This is a genomic window from Streptomyces sp. Z26 (genome assembly GCF_003665095.1).
GTDB classification, from domain to species: domain Bacteria; phylum Actinomycetota; class Actinomycetes; order Streptomycetales; family Streptomycetaceae; genus Streptomyces; species Streptomyces phytohabitans.
Genome location: NZ_RCHV01000002.1, coordinates 2,598,228 through 2,623,093, shown reverse-complemented (window position 1 = coordinate 2,623,093; position 24,866 = coordinate 2,598,228). Strand labels below are relative to the sequence as shown.

At 75.7% G+C, this 24,866-nt stretch carries 21 protein-coding genes; 13 read left to right on the top strand and 8 right to left on the bottom strand.

What is annotated here, in order from left to right:
* Positions 1-27: 27 nt before the first annotated feature.
* Positions 28-900 carry an NAD(P)H-binding protein gene (locus tag D7M15_RS11540; protein WP_121517432.1) on the bottom strand — a complete coding sequence of 291 codons (873 nt, stop codon included), beginning with the start codon at positions 898-900 and terminating at the stop codon, positions 28-30.
* 99 nt (positions 901-999) lie between these two features.
* Here D7M15_RS11540 and D7M15_RS11535 point away from each other — a divergent pair, with 99 nt between their 5' ends.
* A complete protein-coding gene (locus tag D7M15_RS11535) occupies positions 1,000-2,076 on the top strand; it encodes a WYL domain-containing protein (protein ID WP_121517431.1) in 1,077 nt (358 codons plus the stop codon).
* A gap of 156 nt (positions 2,077-2,232) precedes the next feature.
* The gene (locus tag D7M15_RS11530; RefSeq protein WP_121517430.1) at positions 2,233-3,450 is read left to right on the top strand and encodes a lipase family protein; all 1,218 of its coding nucleotides are present in this window, start codon (positions 2,233-2,235) and stop codon (positions 3,448-3,450) included.
* Between the two features lie 160 nt (positions 3,451-3,610).
* On the opposite strand, the gene D7M15_RS11525 is transcribed toward D7M15_RS11530, so the two are convergent.
* Positions 3,611-4,366, bottom strand: coding sequence for an SIS domain-containing protein (locus tag D7M15_RS11525; RefSeq protein WP_121517429.1), 756 nt, complete (start codon positions 4,364-4,366; stop codon positions 3,611-3,613).
* Between the two features lie 183 nt (positions 4,367-4,549).
* Here D7M15_RS11525 and D7M15_RS11520 point away from each other — a divergent pair, with 183 nt between their 5' ends.
* From D7M15_RS11520 to D7M15_RS11505, 4 genes are all read left to right on the top strand, one after another.
* Positions 4,550-5,245, top strand: coding sequence for a metal-dependent transcriptional regulator (locus D7M15_RS11520; RefSeq protein WP_121517428.1), 696 nt, complete (start codon positions 4,550-4,552; stop codon positions 5,243-5,245).
* A 503-nt stretch (positions 5,246-5,748) separates the two neighbouring features.
* Positions 5,749-6,672 (top strand): alpha/beta hydrolase, encoded by a 924-nt coding sequence (locus tag D7M15_RS11515; protein WP_121517427.1) that lies wholly within the window; start codon positions 5,749-5,751, stop codon positions 6,670-6,672.
* A gap of 191 nt (positions 6,673-6,863) precedes the next feature.
* A complete protein-coding gene (locus D7M15_RS11510; protein WP_121517426.1) occupies positions 6,864-7,775 on the top strand; it encodes an ABC transporter ATP-binding protein in 912 nt (303 codons plus the stop codon).
* 80 nt (positions 7,776-7,855) lie between these two features.
* Positions 7,856-9,439: a transporter gene (locus D7M15_RS11505; RefSeq protein WP_206337477.1), complete on the top strand. Its 1,584-nt coding sequence runs from the start codon at positions 7,856-7,858 to the stop codon at positions 9,437-9,439.
* A 132-nt stretch (positions 9,440-9,571) separates the two neighbouring features.
* On the opposite strand, the gene D7M15_RS11500 is transcribed toward D7M15_RS11505, so the two are convergent.
* Positions 9,572-10,408, bottom strand: a complete 837-nt coding sequence (locus D7M15_RS11500; protein WP_121520617.1) for a bifunctional DNA primase/polymerase — start codon at positions 10,406-10,408, stop codon at positions 9,572-9,574.
* A gap of 255 nt (positions 10,409-10,663) precedes the next feature.
* On the opposite strand from D7M15_RS11500, the gene D7M15_RS11495 reads away from it, so the two are divergent.
* Positions 10,664-12,052, top strand: coding sequence for a transcriptional regulator (locus tag D7M15_RS11495; protein WP_121517425.1), 1,389 nt, complete (start codon positions 10,664-10,666; stop codon positions 12,050-12,052).
* A gap of 280 nt (positions 12,053-12,332) precedes the next feature.
* The gene (locus tag D7M15_RS11490) at positions 12,333-14,297 is read left to right on the top strand and encodes a hypothetical protein (RefSeq protein WP_240649252.1); all 1,965 of its coding nucleotides are present in this window, start codon (positions 12,333-12,335) and stop codon (positions 14,295-14,297) included.
* Between the two features lie 24 nt (positions 14,298-14,321).
* On the opposite strand, the gene D7M15_RS11485 is transcribed toward D7M15_RS11490, so the two are convergent.
* Positions 14,322-15,614 (bottom strand): ABC transporter substrate-binding protein, encoded by a 1,293-nt coding sequence (locus D7M15_RS11485; RefSeq protein ID WP_121517423.1) that lies wholly within the window; start codon positions 15,612-15,614, stop codon positions 14,322-14,324.
* 120 nt (positions 15,615-15,734) lie between these two features.
* Here D7M15_RS11485 and D7M15_RS11480 point away from each other — a divergent pair, with 120 nt between their 5' ends.
* On the top strand, positions 15,735-16,235 hold the full coding sequence (locus tag D7M15_RS11480; RefSeq protein ID WP_121520615.1) for a hypothetical protein: 501 nt from the start codon (positions 15,735-15,737) through the stop codon (positions 16,233-16,235).
* A 121-nt stretch (positions 16,236-16,356) separates the two neighbouring features.
* Entirely contained in the window at positions 16,357-17,241 is an 885-nt protein-coding gene (gene purU, locus D7M15_RS11475) for a formyltetrahydrofolate deformylase (protein ID WP_121517422.1), read from the top strand.
* A gap of 85 nt (positions 17,242-17,326) precedes the next feature.
* Here the strand turns inward: purU and D7M15_RS11470 are convergent, their stop codons facing one another.
* Together D7M15_RS11470 and D7M15_RS11465 are read right to left on the bottom strand one after the other, a co-directional pair.
* Positions 17,327-18,820, bottom strand: a complete 1,494-nt coding sequence (locus tag D7M15_RS11470) for a hypothetical protein (RefSeq protein ID WP_240649250.1) — start codon at positions 18,818-18,820, stop codon at positions 17,327-17,329.
* 139 nt (positions 18,821-18,959) lie between these two features.
* Positions 18,960-19,538, bottom strand: coding sequence for a sigma-70 family RNA polymerase sigma factor (locus D7M15_RS11465; protein ID WP_121517421.1), 579 nt, complete (start codon positions 19,536-19,538; stop codon positions 18,960-18,962).
* Positions 19,539-19,912: 374 nt separating this feature from the next.
* Between D7M15_RS11465 and D7M15_RS11460 the strand changes: the two genes are divergently transcribed.
* Both D7M15_RS11460 and D7M15_RS11455 read left to right on the top strand, forming a co-directional pair.
* Positions 19,913-20,308: an STAS domain-containing protein gene (locus D7M15_RS11460; protein WP_121517420.1), complete on the top strand. Its 396-nt coding sequence runs from the start codon at positions 19,913-19,915 to the stop codon at positions 20,306-20,308.
* Between the two features lie 340 nt (positions 20,309-20,648).
* Entirely contained in the window at positions 20,649-21,068 is a 420-nt protein-coding gene (locus D7M15_RS11455) for an ATP-binding protein (protein WP_121517419.1), read from the top strand.
* Positions 21,069-21,331: 263 nt separating this feature from the next.
* Here the strand turns inward: D7M15_RS11455 and D7M15_RS11450 are convergent, their stop codons facing one another.
* Positions 21,332-22,375, bottom strand: a complete 1,044-nt coding sequence (locus D7M15_RS11450) for a helix-turn-helix domain-containing protein (protein ID WP_240649248.1) — start codon at positions 22,373-22,375, stop codon at positions 21,332-21,334.
* A gap of 19 nt (positions 22,376-22,394) precedes the next feature.
* Here D7M15_RS11450 and D7M15_RS11445 point away from each other — a divergent pair, with 19 nt between their 5' ends.
* Complete coding sequence (locus D7M15_RS11445; protein WP_121517417.1) at positions 22,395-23,804, top strand: MFS transporter; 1,410 nt, start codon at positions 22,395-22,397, stop codon at positions 23,802-23,804.
* Here the strand turns inward: D7M15_RS11445 and D7M15_RS11440 are convergent.
* Positions 23,788-24,849, bottom strand: coding sequence for a helix-turn-helix domain-containing protein (locus D7M15_RS11440; protein WP_121517416.1), 1,062 nt, complete (start codon positions 24,847-24,849; stop codon positions 23,788-23,790). The genes D7M15_RS11445 and D7M15_RS11440 overlap by 17 nt on opposite strands.
* Positions 24,850-24,866 lie beyond the last annotated feature (17 nt).

Below are 24,866 nucleotides of genomic sequence, written 5' to 3'. Positions count from 1 at the left end.
GTCCCCGGGGCCCGGGGGCGCGCGTGGTCAGGCCAGGAGCGGGCGCAGGTGCGCGTACGCCCAGCCCGCCAGCGTGGTGGGCGTCGTGGTGACGACGTCGCGCGGCTGCTCCGGCACCAGGTCGCGGGTGCCCGCCGTCATGCCGACGATCCCCTCCACCGCGCCCGGCGGCAGCCCCGCCGCCCGCAGCGTCGCGCGTACGTCGTCGTCCCCGACCGCGTTCAGCCGTACGGGCCGCCCGAGCGCGCCGGTGAGGACCGTCGCCACGTCCGTGAAGCTCAGGTCCTCCGGCCCGTGCACGGCCTGCACCACGCGCCCCCGCCAGCCGTCCGCGAGGAGCCGGGCGGCGGCCACCTCGCCGATGTCGCCCGGCGCGACCCACGGCAGCGGCCGGTGCGGGTCGGCGGAGGTGGTGAGCACGCCGTCCGCGAGTCCGGCGAGGTCGAGGGCGAGGTTGCTGAAGAAGTAGCCGCAGCGGAGGTGGAGCACGTCGGCGCCGCTCGCGTCGAGCTGCTCCTCGATCCGCGCCAGCCCGTCGAGGTGCCCCGCGCCGTGCCGCTTCTCCGCGCCGACGCTGCTGAGCAGCACCACCCGCCCCACGTCCCCCGCGCGGGCGGCGTCCGCGACGGCCGTGCCCGTACGCCGCGAGGTCTCGACGGGTTCGGCGCAGGTGTGCGGCGTCGGGTCCACCCACAGGACGCTGCGGGCGCCCGCGACCGCCTCCCGTACGAACGCCGCGTCGGTCAGGTCCCCGCGCCGTACGTCGGCGCGTTCGCGGGTCGCCGCGTCGAGCCGGGCGGGGTCGCGGACGAGGAGCCGCGGCCGTACGCCCGCCTGGAGCAGCAGCCGTACGACGCGGGAGCCGACGTGGCCGGTGGGGGTGGTGACGGCGATGGTCATGTCGCTGGTCCTTCCGTCCGTGGCTTCGTGCGCGGTGCTCTCCCCCGGACCGTACGGAACCTTGTGGCCGGATCCCGGCCGCAATGCCACGCTGCGCGGATGGGAAGTCCGAGCACGCGCGTGTTGGACCTGCTGTCGCTCCTCCAGTCCCGGCGCGTCTGGAGCGGGCCCGCGCTGGCCGCCGCGCTCGGCGTGCCGCCGCGCACGCTCCGCCGCGACATCGACCGGCTGCGCGGCCTCGGCTACGAGGTCGCGGCCGCGCGCGGCACCGGCGGCGGCTACCGCCTGCTGCCCGGCCGGGAGGTGCCGCCGCTGGCGCTGTCGTACGAGGAGGCCGTCGCCGCGGTCGTCGGGCTGCGGCACGTCGCGGCGCACGAGACGGCGGCGGGCGACGCCGCGGGTGCGGGGGAGGGGCCCGCGGCGACGGCGCTGCGCCGCATCGAACGGAGCCTGCCGGACCGGCTGCGGCCCCGGCTGGGCGCGGTGCGCGCCGCGACCGAACCGGCGCCCGCCGCACGGGAGTCGGCGGGGCCCGCGACCCAATCCGCGCCCGCCGCGCGGGGGTTCGGCCCGGCGGGCGGCGACGGCGCGGGCGGGCTCGCTGCGTTCGGGCTGCTCGCCTCGGCCGCGCACGTCCGCTGCCACGCGCGCTTCCTGCACACCGGCCGCGACGGGCGGGAACGCGAACGCCGCGTCGAGCCGTACCGGCAGGTGCTGTGCGCCGACCGCTGGTACCTGCTCGCCTGGGACCTCGACCGCGCCGCCTGGCGCGCCTTCCGCCTCGACCGGGTGCGCCGCGTCGCCGTCCCCGGCAGCACCTTCGTGCCGCGCCCACCCCCGCCGCCCGGCGCGGGGCCCGTCTTCGCGGCGGCGTACCCGGCGACGGGCTCGGAGGCGGGCGGCGAGGGCGCCGCCCCGGTGGGGTCGGTGCTGTTCGAGGCCCCGGCCGCGCGGGTCGCCCGCGCGCTCGCGGCCCGCGCCGGGACGCTCCGCCCCGCGGGCCCGGACCGCTGCCGCTACGTCACCGGCCCGGACGACTGGGACTGGCTCGCGGGCGCCGTCGCGGCGGTCGGCGTCCCGTACGCGGTGGAGTCACCGCCCGAACTGGCCCGCGCCACACGCCGGTTGGCGGCCCGCGCCGCGGACGCCGTACGCGGGCCGGAGCCGGAACGGTGAGCCGGGGCCCGTACGCGCGCCGACGCCCGTACGCGCCCCGTGCCCGTACGGACGTACGCGTACGGGGGAATTGACCGCACGCACCATGGCGGCGCTACTGACGAGTCAGTACGGTGCTGCCCACCACCCCTGTCGCAGGAGAGTTGGGAGACCCGTATGAAGACCTCATCACCGGCGCCCCGACGGCACAGAGCGGGGGCGGTCACCGCCGCGCTCGCGCTGTCCGTCCTGGGTGTGCTCGGGGGTACGGGCGGCGCGCACGCGCAGCAGCCGACCGCCGCACCCGAAGCGCCGGACACGGCGGCGCCCGGGGACGTCGTCAGCTCGGAGCCCACCGACTTCCAGTACTGGCCCGGCTACCCGGCCGACGCCACCGCCTGGAAGATCCAGTACACCTCGACCACCGCCACCGGCGGGGAGAACACCGTCTCGGGCACCGTCGTCGTGCCCAAGGACGGCAAGACCGGCCCCCGCCCGCTCGTCGCGTACGCGGCCGGCTCGGTCGGCATGGGCGACAAGTGCGCGCCCTCCGCCGGGTTCCACGACGGCAGCACGACCGAGGCGCCGCTGATCAACGCGGCGCTCGTGCGGGGCTTCGCCGTCGCCGTCACCGACTACGAGGGCCTCGGCACCCCCGGCGACCACACGTACACCGTCGCGCAGGCCGAGGGCACCGCCCTCCTCGACGCGGCCCGCGCGGCCCAACGCATGCCCGAGGCACAGCAGTTGGGCGTCAGCACCGAGTCGCCCGTCGGCATCATGGGCTACTCGCAGGGCGGCCAGGCCAGCGCCTGGGCGGCGGAGCTCCAGCCGTCGTACGCCCCGGAGCTGAAGGTCAAGGGCACGGCGAGCGGCGGCGTCCCGGCCGACCTGATGAAGGTCGCCGAGCACGTCAACGGCGGTGACGAGGCCGGGTACATCGCGATGGCCGCCATCGGCCACGACACCGCCTACCCGGAGCTGGACCTCGACAAGTACCTGAACGACGACGGCCGCGCGCTCGTCGAGACGGTGCGGGAGGGCTGCCTCGGGGAGATCCAGGAGGCCGCCAAGGGCAAGAAGATCGAGGACTACACCGTCAGCAACCCCCTCGAACAGCCCGACTGGAAGGAGAAGATCGGCGCCAACGACATCGGCACGAAGAAGCCGTCGGCACCCGTCTTCCTCTACCACGGCGAGGCCGACACCACGATCCCGTACGAGCTGGGCACGGGGCTGCGCGGCGCCTGGTGCGACCAGGGCGTGGCGGTGCAGTGGCAGTCGTTCCCCGGCGCCGCCCACGTACAGGCGGCGATCGAGGGCAACGGGCCGGCGCTGGACTGGCTCGGCGCCCGCTTCGCCGGAGAGGCGACGCAGGGCAACTGCGGGGCCTGACGGGCGGGTCGGCGACCCGTAGGGCGTGACTGCCGTACGGCGTACGGCAGTTCCGACGCACGTACGGCCGCCGCCCGTACGACCGCGCGCCGCCCGGGTTCCGCGCACCGGGCGGCGCGCGGGTCCGTCCGTGCCCCGCGTGCCGTGTCCCGCGTGCCGCTCAGTGGTGGTGGAAGATCCGGTCCGCGTTCTCCGCCATCACCTTGTCGTTCCAGGCGAGGCCCCCGTCCACGTTCCCGGAGCGCAGCAGCGGCGGCGTGACACCCCGCGCGGCGAGCGCGCCCGCCGCGGTGGCCATCACCGCCTGCATCAGCGCGCTGGTGACGACGGTCGAGGCGGGCGCGAACGGCGCCGGGATGCCCGGCGCGGTCAACTCCGCGTCACCGACCGGGATGTGGCTGTCGAGGACCACGTCGCAGTGGTCCTTGAGGAACGTGCCCGACGGGTTCCGCGGCGTGGTCTCCCGCGCGTACGCCACCGAGGTCACGCCGACCACCTTCATCCCGAGCGAACGGGCGTGCCGCGCCAGCTCCACCGGGAACGCGTTCCGGCCGGACAGCGAGATCAGCACCAGCAGGTCGCCGGAGCGCGCCGGTCCGGCGTCCAGGACGGTGGTGGCCAGCCCCTCGACGCGTTCGAGCGCGCTGCCGAGGGTGGCGGGCCGCACGTCCACGCCCACCATGCCGGGGACCGACAGCAGGTTCATGACGGCGAAGCCGCCCGCGCGGTAGACGACGTCCTGCGCGGGGAGCGCCGAGTGCCCGGCGCCGAACGCGAAGAGGCGGCCACCCTCCTCGACGGTGTCCGCGACCAGCTCGCCCGCGGCCCGTACGCTGTCCGCCTCCGCGTCTCTGACCTGCCGCAACAGGCCGATCGCCGCATCGAAGAAGTCCGCCGCAAGCTCGTTCTGGCCCATGACACGCGGCCTTTCGGGTCGGGGTGATGGCCTTGTGCCGGGGGGCCGCGGCCGCTGCCGCGCTCACGTTGAGGTCTGGACCAGTGCGCTGTCAATACGGCAAACCGACCGGACCCGCACGGTTGTCGGTGCGATGCGTCAGAATTGGGGCAGGGCCACCGCACGAACTGACGAGGGGCGCGCATGTCCGGACTGATCGACACCACGGAGATGTATCTCCGCACCATCCTCGAGCTGGAGGAGGAGGGCGTCGTGCCCATGCGTGCCCGCATCGCGGAGCGGCTCGACCAGAGCGGCCCCACGGTGAGCCAGACGGTGGCGCGGATGGAGCGGGACGGCCTGGTCACGGTGGCGGGCGACCGGCACCTGGAGCTGACCGACGAGGGCCGTCGGCTGGCGACGCGCGTGATGCGCAAGCACCGGCTCGCGGAGTGCCTGCTGGTCGACGTGATCGGCCTGGAGTGGGAGCAGGTGCACGCGGAGGCGTGCCGCTGGGAGCACGTGATGAGCGAGGCCGTCGAGCGCCGCGTGCTGGAGCTGCTGCGGCACCCGAGCGAGTCGCCGTACGGCAATCCGATCCCCGGGCTGGAGGAGCTGGGGGAGAAGGCGGAGGCCGACCCGTTCCTGGACGACGGCATGGTCAGCCTCTCGGAGCTGCGGCCGGGCGCGGACGGGAAGAACGTGGTGGTGCGCCGCATCGGGGAGCCGATCCAGGCGGACGCCCAGCTGATGTACACGCTGCGGCGGGCCGGTGTGCAGCCGGGCGCGGTGGTCAGCGTGACGACGGGCACCGCGGGGAGCGTGCACGTGGGCAGCAGCGGTGAGGCGGCGGAGCTGGAGCCGGGGGTCGCGGCGCACGTCTTCGTGGCCAAGCGCTGACGCCGCGGCCGGACGCCGACGGGGCGGGTGCGGGGGCCGCGTACGCACGGGGGCGGGTGAGGGCCGGGGAGCTCCGGGGCCGCGCGTCGTCCGCCGTGCGTGACCGGCCAACTCCCTTTACGTCCAACCAAGTTGCCGGAATGCGAGCGGTGATGACCGCGTCGTGTCACCCTGTCGCTACGCACGGAGAGGCGGGCGGAGGGGAGCCGGTGATGGCGCGGTCCGTGAGCTGTACGGCAGTCGGTGCGGGATGGGCCGGAAGGCGGGGTTCCGGTGCTTTCGGCGGCCGGAGCCCCGCCCCCTCGTGCCCCCCCCCGCGCCGACCCGGAGCCCCGAGCACCCGAGGTCGGTCCCCCTCTCCGGAGACTGTCTCCCCCCGGGGCCCGTGGCCAACCCCGGGGCGCGGTCACTCGAACGAGGGGTGTTGGCGGGAAGCACGGTTTGTTCGAATAGAAGTTCGATAATCTGCGCAGCGGTCAGACGGAGTGGGGGTGCCAGGACGCATGGTGCGACGTATCGACGTGACGGGGCGGGAGGGAATCCGTCTCGCCGCGTGGGAGTTCGCGGACCCGCCCAAGGGCGGGCACGAGCCGGACGGGGAGCACCGCGCGGAGCACGGGCCCGCCGACCCGGCGTCGGGCGGCCCGCGCAAACCCCACGGCGTACTCCTCCTGCACGGCCTGATGGGCCGCGCCGCGCACTGGGCCGACACCGCGCGCTGGCTCTCCTCCCGCTACCACGCCATCGGTCTCGACCAGCGCGGCCACGGCCGCAGCGACAAGCCGGAGGACGCCGGGTACGACCGGGAGTCGTACGTCGCCGACGCCGAGGCCGCCATCGAGCAGCTCGACCTCGCCCCGCTCGCCCTCGTCGGCCACTCCATGGGCGCCCTGACGGCCTGGCAGCTCGCCGCCAAGCGCCCCGACCTGGTGCAGTCCCTGGTGATCTGCGACATGCGGGCGTCCGCGCTCGGTGAGCAGTCGCAGCGCGAGTGGGCCGCCTGGTACGAGTCGTGGCCGGTGCCGTTCGCGACGCTCGCGGACGTGCGCAAGTGGTTCGGCGAGGACGATCCGCGGCTGGAGCGGCCCCGGCCGTCGCGCGGGAAGTTCTTCGCGGAGGTCATGACCGAGGCGGCGGACGGCTGGCGGCCGGTGTTCTCCACGGAGCACATGCTGCGGGCCCGCGAGACCTGGGTGCACGACGCGCACTGGGACGAGCTGGCGCAGGTGCAGTGCCCGACGCTCGTCGTGCGCGGCATCGACGGCGAGCTGGGGCGGGCGGAGGCGCAGGAGATGGTGCGCGTGCTGCCCCGTGGCATCTACGCGGAGGTCCCCGACGCCGGTCACCTGATCCACTACGACCAGCCGGAGGGCTGGCGGCGCGTCGTCGAGCCCTTCCTCCAGGCGACGCTGCCGCCGGTCGGCTGACCCGGCCCGGGTCGCGGCGTACGGGCGCGGGCGTACGCGGGCCCCCGCGCGGGCCGTACGGGCGGGCCGCCCCGCGCGTACGCCGCCGCCCCGCACCCGTGGCCGTCCCCGGGCCCGTGGCTATGGTGGACGCCGGCGGGGGGCGCGGCACGTCCCCCACGGCCCACGGGGACGGCGGAAGGCGCGGCGGCATGGCAGGCGACCAGGACGGTACGGGGCGGGACGGCACGGGACCCGGCGGTACGGACCCCGGAGGCCCGGAGTTCGGCGGTACGGGCGACGGCGCCCCGGCGGAGCGTACGGACGCGGCGGCGCGTACGGACGCGGTGCCCGCCGTCAGCATCCGGGGCCTGCGCAAGGAGTTCGGGCAGCAGGTCGCCGTCGCCGGGATCGACCTGGAGATCCCGGCGGGCCAGTTCGTCGGCCTCGTCGGCCCGAACGGCGCGGGCAAGACCACCACCCTCTCCATGGTGACGGGCCTGCTGCGGCCGGACTCCGGCACCGTGCGCATCGCCGGGCACGACGTGTGGCAGGACCCGGTCGCGGTCAAGTCCCGGATAGGCGTGCTGCCCGAGGGCCTGCGCCTCTTCGAACGGCTCTCCGGCCGCGAACTCCTCACCTACATGGGCGCCCTGCGCGGCCTCCCCGACGCCGAGGTGGAGCGCCGTACGTCGCAGCTGCTGCACGTGCTCGACCTGGCGGGCGCGCAGAGCAAGCTCGTCATCGACTACTCCACCGGCATGCGCAAGAAGATCGGGCTGGCCGCCGCGCTGCTGCACAACCCCGAAGTGTTGTTCCTGGACGAGCCGTTCGAGGGCGTCGACCCGGTGTCCGCGCAGACCATCCGGGGCGTGCTGGAGCGCTACACGGGCTCGGGCGCGACCGTCGTCTTCTCCAGCCACGTGATGGAGCTGGTCGAGTCGCTCTGCGACTGGGTCGCGGTGCTGGCCACCGGCCGCATCCGCGCGCACGGCACGCTGGCGGAGGTGCGGGGCGACGCGGGCTCGCTCCAGGAGGCGTTCCTGGAACTGGTCGGCGCCCGCGCCGGTACGTCCGCCACGGCCGGGGACAGCCTCGACTGGCTGGGCGGGGACGCCCGGTGAGCGCCGTGCCCGGACCGGCGACCGGACCCGCGCCCGTACCGGGCCGTGCCCCCACCGCCACCGTCTCCGCCGCGACGCTCCTGTCCGTCTTCGTACGGATCAAGCTCTCGCTGCTGCGGAACGGGCTGCGCCAGTCCACCGGCCGTACCGCCGCGTTCGTCACCTCCATCGTGCTGGCCGCGCTCGTCGCCGCCTTCCAACTGCTCGGGCTGGTGCTGCTGCGCGGCAACGAGTACGCGGAGGCCGTCGTCGTCCCGCTCACCGCGCTGCTGGCGCTGGGCTGGGCCGTGATGCCGCTGTTCTTCGCGGACGGCGACGAGACGCTCGACCCGACGCGGCTGGCGATGCTGCCGCTGCGCCCGCAGCGGCTCGTCGGCGCGATGCTCGGGGCCTCGCTGGTGGGCATCGGCCCGGCGTTCACGTGCACGCTGCTGCTCGGCGCGGTCGTCGCCGTCGCGCACGGCCCGGCGGCGGCGGTCGTGGCGCTGCTCGCGCTGCCGCTGACGCTGCTGACGTGCGTGGCGTTCGCGCGCGCGGTCGCGACGGCGAACGTACGGCTGCTCACCAGCCGCCGCGGCCGCGATCTCGCCGTCCTCAGCGGCCTGTTGATCGCGGTCGGCGCCCAGGTCGTCAACCTGGGCCTCCAGAAGCTGTCCGAGCCCGACGGCCTGTCCGTGCTGGAGCCCGCCGCCGAGGTCCTCCGCTGGGTGCCGCCCGCCGCCGCGGTGGGCGCCGTACGGGCCGTGAGCGACGGCGAGTACGCCCTGGCGCTCGCGCAGTTCGCGCTCTCCTGCGCCGCGCTGGCGGTGACCCTGTGGTGGTGGCAGCGGACGCTGCACCGGCTGATGGTGTCGCCGGACGTGTCGACGCTCCAGGCCGCCGAGGAGCCGACCGGCGCCACGCGCGGCACGGCGGTCCGCGGGCCCCTCGCGCTGCTGCCGGAGGGCCGTACGGGCGCGGTGATCGTCCGCACCCTGCGCTACGCCTGGCGCGACCCGAAGACGAAGGTCGGCTGGGCGTCGTCGCTGGGCGTCGGGGTGCTGCTGCCGGTCGTCTTCGCGATCCAGGGCAACGGCAGCCCGTACAACGCCTGTTGGGCGGCGGGCATGCTCGGCATCCAGATGTACAACCAGTTCGGGCAGGACCACTCCGGCTTCTGGATGGTCGCCTCGACGATCGCCTCCACCCGCGACGCGTACGTGGAGCTGCGCGCGCGGATGCTCGCCATCGCGCTGGTCGCCGTGCCGTACGTGTGCGCGGTGTCGGTGCTCTCCGCGCTGCTGCTCGGGGCGTGGGACCGGCTGCCGGAGGTGCTGGGGCTGGCGCTCGGGCTGCTCGGGGTGCTGCTGGCCACGGGCGTCTGCTCGTCGACGTACTTCGCGTACTCGATCCCGGAGGAGGGCACCAAGAACGTCGCGCCCGGCCAGGGCTCGCTGGCGTACCTGAGCATATTCGGCGGCATGCTGGGCGGCGCCCTCGCCTGCGCGCCGCTGCTGGCGCTGACGGTCTGGCTGCACGTGTCGGACGCGCACGGCGCGCTGTGGGTGGTGCTGCCCGCGGGCGTGCTGTACGGCGCGGGCGTGTGCGCCGTGACGCTGCGCGTGATGGCGCCGCGGACGGCGGCGCGGCTGCCGGAGATCCTGGCGGCGGTCAGCCGGGGCTGACGGCGGCCGCACCCGTACGGGCCGTGGCGGTGCGGGCCGCGACTCCCGCGCCGCCACGGCCCGTTGCCCGGCCCGTACGGCCGCGCGCCCGGCCCGCTCAGGCCCCCGTCCGCCGCACCCGGCGCGTACGCCTCACCTGCCCGACCGGTGCCGCGCGCCCGCCGTACGCCCCCGCGTCGGCTCCCGCTCCGTACGCGCCGTCGCCTGCTCCGTGGCCGCGCGCCCGCACGCGTACGCCAGCGCCGGCACCAGCGTCTCCGCGTCCGGCAGCGCGCGGCCCGCCGAACCGGGCCCGGAGGCCCAGCGCACCGCGCCGCGCGCGCCCAGCCGGGTCGGCGGGGCCGCCACCCACGCGCCCTCGCCGCGTACGGACAGGTCCAGCCCGCCGGGCGACCAGCCCCACCCCCGCAGCAGGTCGGACACCTTCGCGGCGGTGCCGGGCAGCGCCAGGAAGTACATGCGCCCGTCGGGGCTGCTGATCACCGGACCGGGCTGCGGCACGAGCCGCTCCAGCCGGGCCAGCGCCAGGCAGCCCGCCGTCTCGGGCACGTCGAGCACGTCGAACGCGCGCCCCGTGGGCAGCAGTACGGCCGCCCGCCGCTCCTTCGACCACAGCCGCCGCACTGCCCCCGGGCTGTGCGTCGCCTCGCCCGCCCAGCCGGGCCCGGCCGGGTGCGCGCCGGGCGCGGCGCAGCGCGCGTCGCCGCAGCTGCACACCGGCACCCCGGCGGGCACCTCCAGCCAGGTGCCGGGGAAGACGTCCCAGCCGAGTTCCCCGGCGTAGCTCACCGCGTGCTCCAGGGGCGCGTCGGGGCGCTGGCGGGGGCGCGGGGTGTGCGCGGACCGCGGGGGGCGCGGAAGCGGTACGCCCCCGTGCTCCGAGTCGGAAACGGCGGGTTCCGTACGGTCCCGTACGGCCTCTGACGAGGCGTTTCCGGGCGAGGTGACGGCGGACGAGGTGACTCCCATGGCGTTCTCCACGACCGTCACAACTCCTGCTCCGGGCCGGGGTTACGGCGTGGCGGCGCTCCGATCAGCGACGACGCGCCCGCATTTGGGGCGCACGGGTGCATGCGCGGGGGCGCGTGCAAGGAGGACGGAGCGGGAACGGGTAGTCCCCCTCCGGTGTATTGCCGCGTACTGCCGGAATTCTTGGCATTTGCGGTGGGCAGTGATCGGCCAGGGCAGTGATCATTCAAGTGCCTTCATCAGGAGGGGAATCGCATGGCCGCGAGGCCGCTGGTCGCAAGGCAGCCGAACGAGAGGCTGCAGACACTCATCCAGGAAGCCGGGTGCTCCAACGCCGGGCTCGCCCGCAGGGTCAACCTGTGCGGCGCCGAACACGGCCTGGACTTCCGCTACGACAAGACCTCGGTGGCCCGCTGGCTGCGTGGACAGCAGCCGCGTGGCCGGGCGCCCGCCGTCATCGCCGAGGCGCTGGGACGCAAGCTCGACCGCACCGTCACGCTCGACGAGATCGGCATGGCCGACGGCAAGAACCTCGCCTCCGGTGTCGGCCTCCAGTTCGCGCCCACGGTCGCGGGCGCCGTCGAGCAGGTCTGCGAGCTGTGGCGCAGCGACATAGGGCGCCGGGACTTCCTCACCGGCTCCAACGTGGCCGCCGCCGCCCTCGTGGAACCGAGCCGGGACTGGCTGATCACGGGCCAGGACGAACAGGTCGCCCGTACGAACGGGCCGCGCGTGGGCGCCGCCGACGTCGCCGCCGTGCGCTCCATGAGCCGCGCGCTCTCCGAGCTGGACCACCGGCACGGCAGCGGGCACGTACGGCCGGTCGTCGTGCACTACCTGAACAGCGTGGTGTCCGGACTGCTCGCGGGCTCGTACCGCGAGTCCGTCGGCCGCGACCTGTTCTCCGCCGTCGCCCAACTCACCGAACTGGCCGGGTACATGGCGGTGGACACCGGGCAACCTGCGCTCGCCCAGCGCTACTACATCCAGGCGCTGCGGCTCGCGCACGCCGCCGGGGACCGCGCGTACGGCGGATACGTGCTCGCCGCGAGCATGAGCCACCTCGCCGCCACCCTCGGCAACCCGCGCGAGATCACCCAGCTCGCGCGCGCGGCGCAGGAGGGCGCGCGCGGGCAGGTCACGCCGCGCGCGGAGGCGATGTTCCACGCCGCGGAGGCGCGCGGGCACGCCCTGATGAGCGACGGGCGCGCCTGCCGCGAGGCCGCCGATCACGCGCTCTCCGCCCTGGAGCGCGCGGAGGGGCAGGGGGACTCCGGCGACGACCCGGTGTGGATCGCGCACTTCGACCGCGCGTACCTCGCGGACGAACTCGCCCACTGCCACCGCGACCTCCAGCAGTCCAAGGGCACGGTCGAACGGGCGGAGGAGGCGCTCGCCGGGCACCCCGAGGGGCGCGCGCGGCGGCGGGCCATCGGCCTCTTCCTCCTCGCGGAGGGGCAGTTGCAGCAGGGTGAGGTGGAACACGCCTGCCATACCGGGACGAAAGCGGTGGAAATCATCACCGACCTGCGGTCGGACCGCGGTGGCGAGTACCTGGACGACTTCCAGCAGAGGTTGGAGCCGTACGCGAAGGTGCCGGTCGTCCGCGACTTCACCGCCCGGCTGGAACCGGCGGTCGCGTAGGTGGTGGCCGGGCGGTCTTCGAGGGCCCGGGAAGACCGCCCGGACGCCGCGCTCCGGGACGGGGGAGGAGGGGTGATACGACCTGTTCGCACGCTTGGTGCCGTAATGCGGTGAACGTCCACGGGCCTCTGATCAGGGACGTGGTGGGCAGTCCGAGCGAACCGGTAGCGTGAGCCGTTGGTTTCGGCAGTCCGCCGTGAGGGCAGTCGGTCGCCCGGCCTCCGCCGGTCGGTCGGACGGCCGGATCGGCAGTCAGGCGACACGCGATCGAGGAGTCCCGGTGACAACGCACAGCGGACACGGACACGGACAGGGCGCCGAGCCGCCGTACGAAGGTGTCGTGCTGCCCGCGAACGGCGAGCCGTGGACCATCGAGCAGCAGCGGCAGGCCGCCGCCGCCACGCCCCAACCCGCCCAAGGCCAGCCCTGGGGACAGCCGTGGGGCCCGGAGGCGGCCCCGGCGCCCGGCGCGGACGGCGACCCGAGCGGGACGGCCGGTCCGCCGGGCGCGCTGCCCCCGGCCGACGGACAGGCGCCGTACGGGCTGCCGGGCGCGCCCGACGCCGGACACACGCCCCCGCCGCAGGCCCCGCCCGCGCCCGGGTACGCCCCGGCGCCCGGGTACGGGCCGCAGGACGGCGGGCAGCCGGGCGGGGGGTCCGGCGCGTGGTCCGGGCAGACGCAGAGCTTCGACGGGCTGGACGCCCTGCGCGTGCCGGAGGGCTCCGAGGGACCCGAGTACGCGGTGCGACCGCCGGGCGCCGCCGACTCCGAGGCCACGCAGCTGATCCCGCCGCAGGACCCGGGCACGCCCGCGTACGGCACCGGCGGCGGCGCGGCGAACGGCTGGCCGCAGCCCGGCGTACCGGGCACGGGCGGCGACGGGCTCCCGGCGCCGTACATACCCGGCGGCCCGTCGTACGGGATACCCGACGGGCCGCAGGCATCCGACGCGGGCGGCCACGGCGACCACGCCGAGGCGACGCAGCTGCTGCCCTCGATGGGGGCGGACGGGCAGCCCGGCGGCACGGGCGGCTACGGCTACCCCGGCCCGCACGGCCAGGACACCCACGGCACGTACGGCGGTCACGGCACGCACGGCGGCCCCGTCCCCGACCCCGCCGCGTACGGTGCGCAGGCGCCCGGTGGCAACCCCGACTCCGTCTCCACCCAGCTCATCCCGCCGGTCGCCGCCCCGGACCCGAACGCCGCCGCCGCGCCGCTCCGCAGCCCCCTCCCGCCGGAGGCGGGGACCGGCGACCGCGCCGCGTCCGGTGCGGGCCCCGGGCCGGGCACCGACCCCGGCCACCCGCCCGCCGCCGCGCCCCGGCAGGCGCCCGCCCCCGACACGTACGGCATCCACCCCGGGCCGCCCGAGGAGCGCAAGCCGCTCGCCGAGTTCGACAGCCTCTTCCGCAGCGACCCCGCGCCCGGAGCGCCCGCCGCGGGCGGCACCGGCGGTACGGGCGCCACCCGCAACATGCCACGCGTCGGCCACGGCACCCCGCCGCCCGGCGGGCCGGGCGGCCCCAACGGGCCGGGCGGGCACGGCGCGTACGGCGGGCAGCCGCCGCAGGGGCGTGCCGCACGGCGCAGCGCCGGGCGGGAACGGGACCGGGGGCCGCTCTCGCCGCCGGTGCTCATCGGCGTCGCGGTCGTCGCCGTCATCGGGCTCACCGCCGGCGCCGTGATGAGCATGGGCGGGGACGGCGACTCCGACTCCTCGTCCGACGCGACCCCGACCGCGCCCGGCGCGGACGGCGGCGACAAGTCGGTCGCACCGGCCGACCCCGCGGAGAAGCAGGCCAAGGCGCTCGACAAGCTGCTGGAGAGCAGCAACAACAGCCGTACGTCCGTGATCAACGCGGTGGCCAACATCAAGTCCTGCAAGAAGCTCCCGGAGGCGGCCGCGGACCTGCGCGCCGCCGCGAAGCAGCGCAACGGGCTGGTCACCAGCCTCGGCGAGCTGGAGACCGGCGAACTGCCCGACAGCGAGGCCCTCAACACCGCGCTCACCAGAGCCTGGAAGGCGTCCGCCGAGGCCGACTCCGCGTACGCCGCCTGGGCCGGGCAGGTCGCGGGCAAGAAGGGCTGCCCGAAGGGCAAGGCCCGTTCGACGGACAAGCACGCGGCGGGCAACCGCGCCAGCGGCGAGGCGACGACGGCCAAGAAGGAGGCGGCGGGCCTGTGGAACCCGACCGCCGCGAAGTACGGTCTGAGCGCGCGCGAGATCACCCAGCTCTGACGCACCGCCCGGACGCGCGCGCCCCTACAGGTCCGCCGCGCCGCCCTCCAGGGTGCGTTCCACGTCCACGAAGCCGTCGCGTACGGCTGCCAGTCGGCCCTCGTCGACCCGCTGGTACGTGACGCTGGTGTTGACGATCCGCGGGAAGTCGTGGGCGGCGAGCAGGTCCTCGTAGTGCCAGCGCAGCGGGGGCGTCAGGCCGCCCGTACGGATGGCGCCGCCGTTGTCGAGGGCGTCCCGCACCGTGTCCGCCGTGACGGCCTCGTCGGCGTCCAGCGACTCCAGGGCCGCCCGCAGCGCGGTGTACGCGACCCAGGTGGTCTGTACGCCGGGGTCGTCGGTGTCGATGCGGTTGTCCCCGAACGCGTGCTCGCGCACGACCTTCCGCATCGCGTCCCAGCGCCCGTCGCTCCCCGCCGGGTACCAGCCCGTCGCGTACGTGCCCTCCAGCGGGCTGGCCGAGCCGCCCGTACGGTCCACCAGCGACTGCTGCACCCCGCCGACCACCGACGCCGTACGGACCGGCGCGTCCGCGTCGACCAGCCGCCGGAACGAGTCGAAGAACGTGCCCGTACGCCCGCCGAGCATCGCCGTCACACAGGACCGCCCGCCGCCCTTCGACCCGGTGGCGGAGCCCTCCAGCGCCTGCCGCGCCGCGTCCCGGTACGAGGTGGCGTCCTCCGGGGCCCGGACGTCCGCGGCGGGCACCGCGGCGGTCGCGCCGCCCCCGCGCAGGCCCGCGTCGAGGAGACGGGGGAGCTGGTCGCCGCCGACGTTGTCGGGCCGTACCAGCGCGACGCGGTCGCACCGCCCGGCGGCCAGCTGCTGCCCGTTGCCCGCGACGAGCGCGGGGAGGCCGCCGTTCACCGGGTACGACAGCGGGCTGGTGAACTCCTCCTCGGTGAGGCCGTATCCGCCGAGGTAGGGGATCGCGGCGCCCTCCAGCGGCGACATGAAGGACCGCCCGTGCTGGCTGTACGAGCCGACGACCGCGACGACGTCCTCCTCCACCGCGCGGGCCGCGCAACGGGCGGCGCCCACCGACTCGTTGTGGTCGTCGCAGGTGAAGACCTCCAGGCGGCGGCCGTGGATGCCGCCCTCCGCGTTGACCCAGCGCGCGAACGCCTGCGCCATGGCGGGCATGCCGGGCACGTCGGTGGCCCGGGTGCCCTCCGGCGCCCAGGTCATCACGGCGATCCCGTCGTCGTCGGCCTCCGCCGTACCGGGCAGCGCCCCGCAGCCGGACAGCAGCGAGACGCACGCGACCGCCGCGGCGGCGAGGGCGGTGACCTGGGTGGAGCGGCGCCGGGCAGTCATGTGGCACGACGATGCCGGGCCGCCGGGAACCGGGCGGTGCCGTCCGGTCACGGGGCGGTGACGTGCGGATGAATTGCGGGGGGCCGAACCGTGGGGACGCCCGGGAACGTATGGTCGAGCATCATGCAGCGAGCTTCGGAGAACCCTTCCCGCCGTGGGCGCCGGTCCACCACCATGGACGGCATGCCCGTCAACGACATGCCCTGGTGGCGCTGGCGCAGCAACGTGCGCTCGGCCCTGCACATGCTCTCCGACCCCGTCTTCCAGCAGGAGTGCTGGGCGGCGGGTGTACCCGGCTACGGCGACGTGACCGACGCGGTCTACCGCCTCGTCGAGGACACCTGGCTGGACAGCTGGTCGGCCGAGAAGTACGTGGGGACGATCTTCCGGGACTCGCAGGAGGCCGCCCTCGTGGACACCGCCGTGCTCCGGGTGCTGCGCATCATGCACCAGGTCGGCGCGGACGCCCCCGTCGGCACGTACATGCAGCACCACGCCTGGCCCGAGGCCGTACGCGCCGCGCGGGACGCGCACGTGCGGCTCGCGGCGAACGACGGCGAGGACCCGGACGAGCGCCCGCGCTCCCTGGACGCGCTCGCGGTGTCGCTCCGCACCGTCTGACCGGGGCGGGACCCGGGCGGGACCCGGACCGGACCGGTCGGGACGGCGCCGTGGCGGGTCCGCGATACGGGGTCCGCCGGACCCGGGCGCGAACGGCCCTCCGTGTGCCACGCTGTGGGGCATGAGCGAGCCGGAGGAGTACGTCCTCACCCTTTCGTGCCCGGACAAGCAGGGCATCGTGCACGCAGTCTCCAGCTACCTGTTCATGACCGGGTGCAACATCGAGGACAGCCGGCAGTTCGGCGACCGCGGCACCGGCCTGTTCTTCATGCGCGTCCACTTCAGCGCCGGTACGGGTCGCGCCGACGAGGGGTCGGCCGCACCCGTCACGCTCGACAAGCTGCGCGCCGGATTCGCCGCCATAGGCGACTCGTTCCGCATGGACTGGCAGCTGCACCGGGCGGGCGCGCGGATGCGGGTGGTGCTGATGGTCAGCCGGTTCGGGCACTGCCTGAACGACCTGCTGTTCCGCTCCCGGATCGGCGCGCTCCCGGTCGAGGTGGCGGCCGTCGTCTCCAACCACACCGACTTCGAGGAACTCGTCGGCTCGTACGGCATCCCGTTCCGGCACATCCCCGTGACCAAGGACGGCAAGCCGGAGGCGGAGGCGGAGCTGCTGCGACTGGTCGAGGAGGAGGACGTCGAACTCGTCGTCCTCGCCCGCTACATGCAGGTGCTCTCCGACGACCTGTGCAAGGCGCTGTCCGGCCGGATCATCAACATCCACCACTCGTTCCTGCCGAGCTTCAAGGGCGCCAAGCCCTACCACCAGGCGCACGCGCGCGGCGTGAAGCTCATCGGGGCGACCGCGCACTACGTGACGGCCGAGCTGGACGAGGGCCCGATCATCGAGCAGGAGGTGGAACGGGTCGAGCACGACCTCACCCCCGACGAACTCGTCGCCGTCGGCCGGGACGTCGAGTGCCAGGCGCTGGCCCGCGCGGTGAAGTGGCACAGCGAGCACCGGGTCCTGCTGAACGGGCACCGCACGGTCGTCTTCACCTGACGCGGCGCGCCGCCCGGCCCCCGCGCGTACGGACGCGGGGGCCGGGCGGCGTCGTACGGTCGCGGCCGGGACGTACCGCCGCGCGCTACAGCCGGGACAGCGAGGCCGCCGCGTACAGCACGTCGCGGATCGCCTCCCGGTCGCCCTCCTGCCCCGCCGCCGCCTCCTGCGGCGGCACGTGCCCGGCCGCCAGCTGGCAGAACTCCGCGCCGTCCAGCGCCACATGGGCCACCGCCGCCTCCGGCGTCGCGGCCGTGCCGGGCGAGTCCAGCGGGATGTACCAGTGGCCGCCGCCCGCCCCCTCGACCTCCAGGTGCAGCGTCCGCCCCGGCGCCCCCGCCGCGGACAACCGCCGCGCGGGCGCGGCCAGTCCGGCCCGGCGGCGGTGCGCGATGGTGCCGGGCAGCTGCCGCGCGGCGAGGTCGACCATCAGGTTGAGGTGCGGGCCCGCGGGCGGCTCGTACGGGTAGTCGACCGCCTCCGCGATGTCACCGGCGTGCACCCAGCACTCGAAGGCGCGCTCCAGGAGGGCGTCCTTCAGGGGGAGCCGGAAGTCGTGGTACGCCACGTCGAGCCCGGTCACGCCGGGGCCGGCGAAGGAGATCGTACGCAGCAGCGTGTGCCCCTGGTCCCGCCACCGCGCCCGTACGGCACGCGCCGCCGGTGCCGCCGCGTGCCCCGTGAACAGCCCGCCGTACGCCTCCGCCTCCGGGTCCGCGCGCGCCTCCGCCGCCCGCCCGGGGCGCGCGGCCGCGCCCGGCACCCCGCCGAACGCCCCCTCCAGGTCGGGCAGTCCGCCCGCGCTCCACAGCGCCTCCGTGCGCGCCGACGGGCCCGCCGCCTTCGGCAGCGGCAGCGCCGCCAGCGGGTCGGGCAGCCCCAGCGCGACGGCCACCAGCCCGTCCACGGCGAGGAGGTGGCCGATCACCCCGGCCACCGTCGTCTCCCGTACGGCGCTCGCCCGCCCGTCGAACCAGCGCAGCCGTACGGGCGCGCGCCACTCCGCCTCGGCCATGTCGTGCAGCAGCGCCTCCAGCCGCGCGGACTCGGCGTCGTACGGCACCGCCCACTCCGGGATGGGCACCCGCGCGGGGCGGCGGTCCAGGCAGCCGTCGAGGACCCGCGAACGCAGCGTCGGGTCCAGGTCGAGGCTGTCCTCGTGGTGCAGCAGCCCGACGGCGTCGCGCAGCCGCAGCGCCTCGTCCGCGCAGGCGCCGCACCGGGTGAGGTGCGACTCCAGGGCGGTGGTCTCCTCGGCGGAGCAGGCGGCCAACGCCCAGGCGCCGAGCAGGGACTTGAGCAGGACGTGGTCGTACTCGGGCGCCGCGTCGGGCCCGGCGCCCTCGGCCGGTCGGTCCGGATCGGCGGGCGCGTCGGGCGCGCTCCGTGCCGTCCGTTCCGCGCGCTCGGCTTGTTCCGTACGTTCCATCCGTTCCGTACGGGGTCCCGCGGCCGGTTCCGCCGCCGTCTCGGCGTCGCCGCCCGCACCCGTCCGCGGCCGGGGCACCGACGCCCGCGCGGGCCAGTCGCCGTCCTCGGCGGGTTTGCGCGGCGTGGGTATGCGCGGCAGCCGCGCCACGCCCTCCGGACCGCCGTCGTCCGGGCCGCCGTCGCGCCCGTCCTCGCCGCCGTCGCCCCGGGCCCCGTCCGGGCCTGGGCAGCCGTCCGACTCGTCGTCGTCCCCTCGCGCCCCGTCCCCCGCGCTCCGTCGCGCCCGCTCACCGCGGCCGCCCGACGCCCGGCGGTACGCGGGGCGGCGCCGCCGACGCGGCGGGCAGGCCGCGCGTCGTGGCGGAGGAGAGGAGTTGCAGCCCGAGACGGAGCCGTCGGCGGGCCTCGTCCTCGGTGACGCCGAGCCGTTCGGCGGTCTGCCGGTAGTCACGGCGCTGGAAGTACGCCAGCTCCAGCGCGGCGCGCAGCGAGGCGGGCATCGATGTCACGATGTAGTCGGCGCGGGCCGCCGCCGAGGCGGTGCGCACCTTCTCCTCGATCTGCTCCGGGGAGCCCTCGCGCTCCTGTCTGCGGAGTCTGCCCGCCGCCCGTTCCTGTGTCAGCGCGGCGATCCACGAACGCAGCGGCCCCCGCCGCGGGTCGTACGCGTCGGGGTGTTCCCACACGTACGCGAAGACGTCCCGGGTGGTGCTGTCCGCCGCGTCCTCGTCGTCCAGGACGCGGTGCGCGAGACCGTGCACGAGCGGGGCGAACCGGTCGTACAGCTCGCTCAGCGCGGCGGCCTCACCGCGCGCCAGCCGCTGCTGCATCTTCCGGTCCCAGCGTGGTGGTGTGTCCTGTGCCATACGGCTCCGCTCCCCATAGCGCCACGTCACCCCGTCTCCGCCCCGAATGTAGTCCGGGGGGCTGACAAGGTACGCCCCTTTGCGGCAATGTGCCGGTCACGGGGATCGCTGTTGGTGCCGATCCCGTCACTTTACGGTGGCCCGTATCGATCTCCGTCCCCCGTGAACGGGGGGAATATGCCTTCCCGTTGCGCGGTTCCGGTCGGAACCAAAGGGAGGAACGGGTCGAGCGCGGCATAGAGTCGCGGCATAGGGTCGTACGCGCGAGCAGTTTCGGCCGTCACCGGTCGGGCAGCCGAGCCGGGAAGGGATGACTCCCGGCAGGGCGGTCGGGGGCCCGCCGCGTGGTGAGCGGGCCCGGCGAGCGAAAGGGAATGGGACACGTGTCGTTGAAAGTGTGCGAGGAGGAACGGGGGGAGTGGGCGGTCCTCCGTGTGTCGGGCGAGATGGACCTGGTCACGTCGCCCGCCGTACGGCAGCACGTCCACGACGCGGTCGCGGACGGTCGGCGCAGCCTGGTGCTGGACCTGTCCGAGGTCCTTTTCTGCGACTCCAGCGGTGTGGGTGTCCTGATCGCGTCGCGTCGACTGATGCGGTCTTGCGCGGGCCAGTTGCGGCTGATCCTCCCGGCGCGCGGCGCCGAGGACGGCTCCCACGTCAACCGCGTGCTGGCGGCGCTCGGCGTGCGTCGGCTGTTCGACTGCTACCCGGACCTGGACGCGGCCACCGACACCGGCCGCAGCGCGACCGCCGGTCCGCTCTCCGCCTGAGCGCCCGGCGCGCGGGACCGTGCGCCCGCCGCGTGCTCCCCGTGATTCCGTGCGGAATTCCGGCACTGCGGCACTTTGTGGGATATCGGGTACGCTCCCTGGCGTGTGAGCCGCCCCGCGGTGCACCGAGCGCGCGGCGGTGCCCCCGGCGCCGTACGACGCCCGGTGACGGCGGGGCCGCGGAGCGCGGCCTTTCCGCCGCGGTGCGCCGGTGACCCCGGAGGTCTCCCGTACGGGGAGGCCGGGGCGTACGGACCGCTCCCGGCCGGGTGCGCGTGCCGTCGCGGGGCGGACGCGCGAGGTGACACGTCCAGGCGTCCAGGTGGTGTGAGGGGTACAGGTGCTTCAGGTCCTGGAGATCGGAGCCGATCCGGCCGAGGTCGGCCGCGCCCGCCGCTGGGCCCGCGCGCGGCTGGCGGGGTGCGGGATCGGGCAGGACGAGCCGCTGGCGGAGACCGTGGTGCTGCTCATCTCCGAGCTGGTCACGAACGCCGTCGTGCACACCGGTTGCCCCGCCGTCCTCCGCATGCTGCTGCCGCATCCGCACTCCGGCGCCGGCACCGACGCGGGCACGGGTGCCGTACGGCTGGAGGTCGACGACGCCAGCAGCCGCGCGCCCCGCCCCCGGCACGCGGACGGCGACGACACCAACGGGCGTGGCCTGGAGCTGGTCTCCGGCCTCGCGGACCGCTGGGGCTGGCACCGCGAGAGCGGCGGCAAGCGCATCTGGTGCGAGCTGGGGCCCGCGACCGAGGCGTGACGGACGCCGCCTGGGGGGCGTACGGTCCGGACCGCCGGGCGGACGCCGGGTGTTGACGTACTGTGCACGGTTCCTCACTCTTGGGTGAAGCGGCGCGTCGTGAGGGGACGCCGAGGGTCGCCGGACGCCTCGACGAGTACGGGTCGCGGTCGGCGCCGGCCTCCCTCCGGAGGCAGGGTCCGACGCCGGGGCCGGGTGGCGGTTCCGCCGTGCCCCGCTCGCGGTGGGCGCGGGTGCGCCGCCACCCGACCCGCCCGTACGCCTCAGCCCGCCGCCGTACCTGCCGTCGTACCCGCTGTGGTCGCCGTCCCCGCCGTACGCGTCGCCGTCGCGCGGAACGTCCGCCGGTACGCGCTCGGTGACACCCCCAACGCCGTCTGGAGGTGCGCCCGGAGCGCCGACGCCGAACCGAAGCCCGCGTCCGCCGCGACCCGGTCGACGGGCAGGTCCGTCTCCTCCAGCAACTGCCGGGCCCGTTCGACGCGCTGCCGGGTGAGCCACTGCTGCGGGCTCACGCCGACCTCCGCCCGGAAACGGCGCGTGAAGGTCCGTACGCTCATCGCCTCCCGTTCCGCCAACTCCCGTAGCGTCAGCGGCCGTTCGAGGTGCTTCAGCGCCCATGCCCGCGCCGCGCCGGTGCCGGACGTGCCGGGCTCGGGGACGGGCCGTTCGACGAACTGCGCCTGCCCGCCGTCCCGGTGGGGCGGTACGACGGTGCGGCGCGCCACCGCGTTGGCGACGGCCGCGCCGAAGTCCTCGCGCACCATGTGCAGGCACAGGTCGATCCCGGAGGCGACGCCCGCGGACGTCCACACCGGGCCGTCGGCGACGTAGAGCACGTCCGGGTCGACGCGTACGTCGGGGAAGAGGCGTTGGAGCCGGGCGCAGGACGCCCAGTGGGTGGTCGCGCGCCGCCCGTCGAGCAGCCCGGCGGCGGCCAGCACGAACGCGCCGGTGCAGATGGAGGCGATCCGGGCGCCGGGCCGTACCCGTTCCAGCGCCGCCGCCAGCGGGGGCTCCAACGCGCCCCGGGCGTACGGCTCGTCGGGCCCGTGTGACGCGGGGACGAGCACCGTGTCCGCCTCGGCCAGCGCCTCCGGGCCGTGCGGGACGTCGACGGTGAAGTCCGCGTCCGTACGCACCGCGCCGGGCGTCGGGGAGCAGGTCGCGACGGAGTACAGCGGCTCGCCCGCCGCGCTCCGGGCCTGGCCCAACACGCGGTGCGGGATGCCGAGTTCGAGGGGGAGCAGGCCGTGCCGTACGAGGACGGCGACGCGGTGGCGCCCCGGGTGCCGGAACACGCTCATGGCCCGATCCTCGCACATCATGGCCTTCGGGCCACTCGTTCCGTACGGCCGCCACGGCCAGGCTGGTCGCGTGACCCACACGCTCCCGCCCGGCCCGCCGTCCCCCGCGCCCCCGTCGCCCACCGAGGCCGCTCCCGCGCCCGTTCCCACGCCCACGCCCGTTCCCGCGCCCGGTCGCCGTCCGCGCGTCCACCGCGCCTGGTGGGTCGCGGTCGTGGCGTTCGTCGCGCTGGTCGGCGCGGCCGGTTTCCGCGCGACGCCGAGCGTCTTCATCGACCCGCTGAAGGACGAGTTCGGCTGGTCCAGCGGCACCGTCTCGGGCGCGGTCTCCGTCAACGTCCTGCTGTACGGCCTCACCGCGCCCTTCGCGTCCGCCCTGATGGAGCGCTACGGCATCCGCCGCGTCGTCGCCTGCGCGCTGCTGCTGATCGCCGCGGGCAGCGGGCTGACCGTCTTCATGACCGCGCCGTGGCAACTGTTCCTGTGCTGGGGCGTGCTCGTCGGACTCGGCAGCGGCTCGATGGCGCTCGCGTTCGCCGCGACGGTCACCAACCGCTGGTTCGTGGCCCGCCGCGGTCTGGTCACCGGTGTGCTCACGGCGGGTGGCGCCGCGGGCCAGCTGGTGTTCCTGCCGCTGGTCGCGGTGCTGGTGGAGGGGCCGGGCTGGCGTACGGCGTCGCTGGCGGTGTGCGGCGCGGCGCTCGCCGTCGTCCCGCTGGTGGTGTGGCTGCTGCGGGACCACCCGGAGGACGTGGGCCTGCGCCCGTACGGCGCGGGCGACGATCACGTCCGGCCCGTGGAGCCGTCGTCGGGCGCCGCGCGGCGGACGCTGGGCGCGTTGTCGTCGGCGGCCCGTACGAAGGTGTTCTGGCTGCTCGCGGGCACCTTCGCGATCTGCGGCGCCAGTACGAACGGCCTGGTCGGCGTCCACTTCGTACCGGCCGCGCACGACCACGGCATGCCCGTGCCCGCCGCCGCCTCGCTGCTCGCCGTCATCGGCGTCTTCGACCTGGTGGGCACGGTCGCGTCCGGCTGGTTCACGGACCGCTTCGACGCGCGCAGGCTGCTGGCCGTCTACTACGCGCTGCGCGGCGTCTCGCTGCTGTTCCTGCCGCTGCTGTTCGCGGGCGACGTACGGCCGTCGATGCTGTTCTTCGTCGTCTTCTACGGCCTGGACTGGGTGGCCACCGTGCCGCCGACCATCGCGCTGTGCCGCGAGCACTTCGGCGCGGACGGCGCGATCGTCTTCGGCTGGGTCCTCGCCTCGCACCAGGCGGGCGCCTCGATGGTGGCGTTCCTGGCCGGGGTCACGCGGGACGCGACCGGCTCGTACGACGTGGTGTGGATCGCGTCGGGCGCGCTGTGCGCGTCTGCCGCGCTGATGGCGCTGGTGATCCGGCGCCGCCCGGAGGTCACGGCGGCGGCGTGACCTCCGCGTCGGTGGGCAGCGCCGCCGGGCCGCGGAACGTCGCGCGGTAGGCGCGCGGCGACACCCCCAGCGCCGCCCGCATGTGCTGCCGCAGCGAGGCGCCCGTGCCGAAGCCCGCGTCCGCCGCGACCCGGTCGACGGGCAGGTCCGTCTCCTCCAGCAACTGCCGGGCCCGTTCGACGCGTTGCCGGTTGAGCCACCGCAGCGGCGTGACGCCCACCTCCTCGTGGAAGCGCCGGGTGAAGGTCCGTACGCTCATCGCCTCCCGTTCCGCCAACTCCCGCAGCGTCAAAGGCCGTTCGAGGTGCTCCAGGGCCCACGCCCGCGCCGCGCCGGTGGACGCGCGCCGCTCCGGCTCCGGGACCGGCCGCGCGATGAACTGCGCCTGCCCGCCGTCCCGGTGGGGCGGTACGACCGTCGACCGCGCCACGTCGTTGGCGACGGCCGCGCCGTGGTCGCGCCGGATCATGTGCAGGCACAGGTCGATGCCCGCGGCCTCACCGGCGGAGGTGAGCACGTCGCCGTCGTCGGTGTAGAGCACGTCGGGGTCGAGCCGTACGCCCGGGAACAGCGCGCGGAACCGCGCCGCGGACTTCCAGTGGGTGGTCGCGCGCCGCCCGTCGAGCAGCCCGGCGGCGGCCAGCACGAACGCGCCGGTGCAGATCGACGCCGTACGGGTGCCGGGCCGTACGCGCGCCAGCGCCGCCGCCAGCCGGGGGTCCGACCCGCCCCGGACGTCCGGCTCGTCGGGCCCGTGCGAGGCCGGTACGAGCACCGTGTCCGCCTCGGCCAGCGCCTCCAGGCCGTGCCGGACCAGGACGGGGAAGTCCGCGTCCGTGCGCACCTCGCCGGGTGCGGGCGCGCAGGTCACCACCGCGTACAGCCGCCGCCCCGCGTCCGGTGCGCCCGGCGGGGCGACGGCGGCGCCGAACAGCTGGTGCACGAGGCCGAGTTCGAGCGGCAGCACGCCGTCCCGCACGAGGACGGCCACGCGGTGCGGCGGCGCGTCCGCGTTCCGGGGGCGCGGTCGGGGTTCCCGGGGCATGGCCGGATTCTTTCACA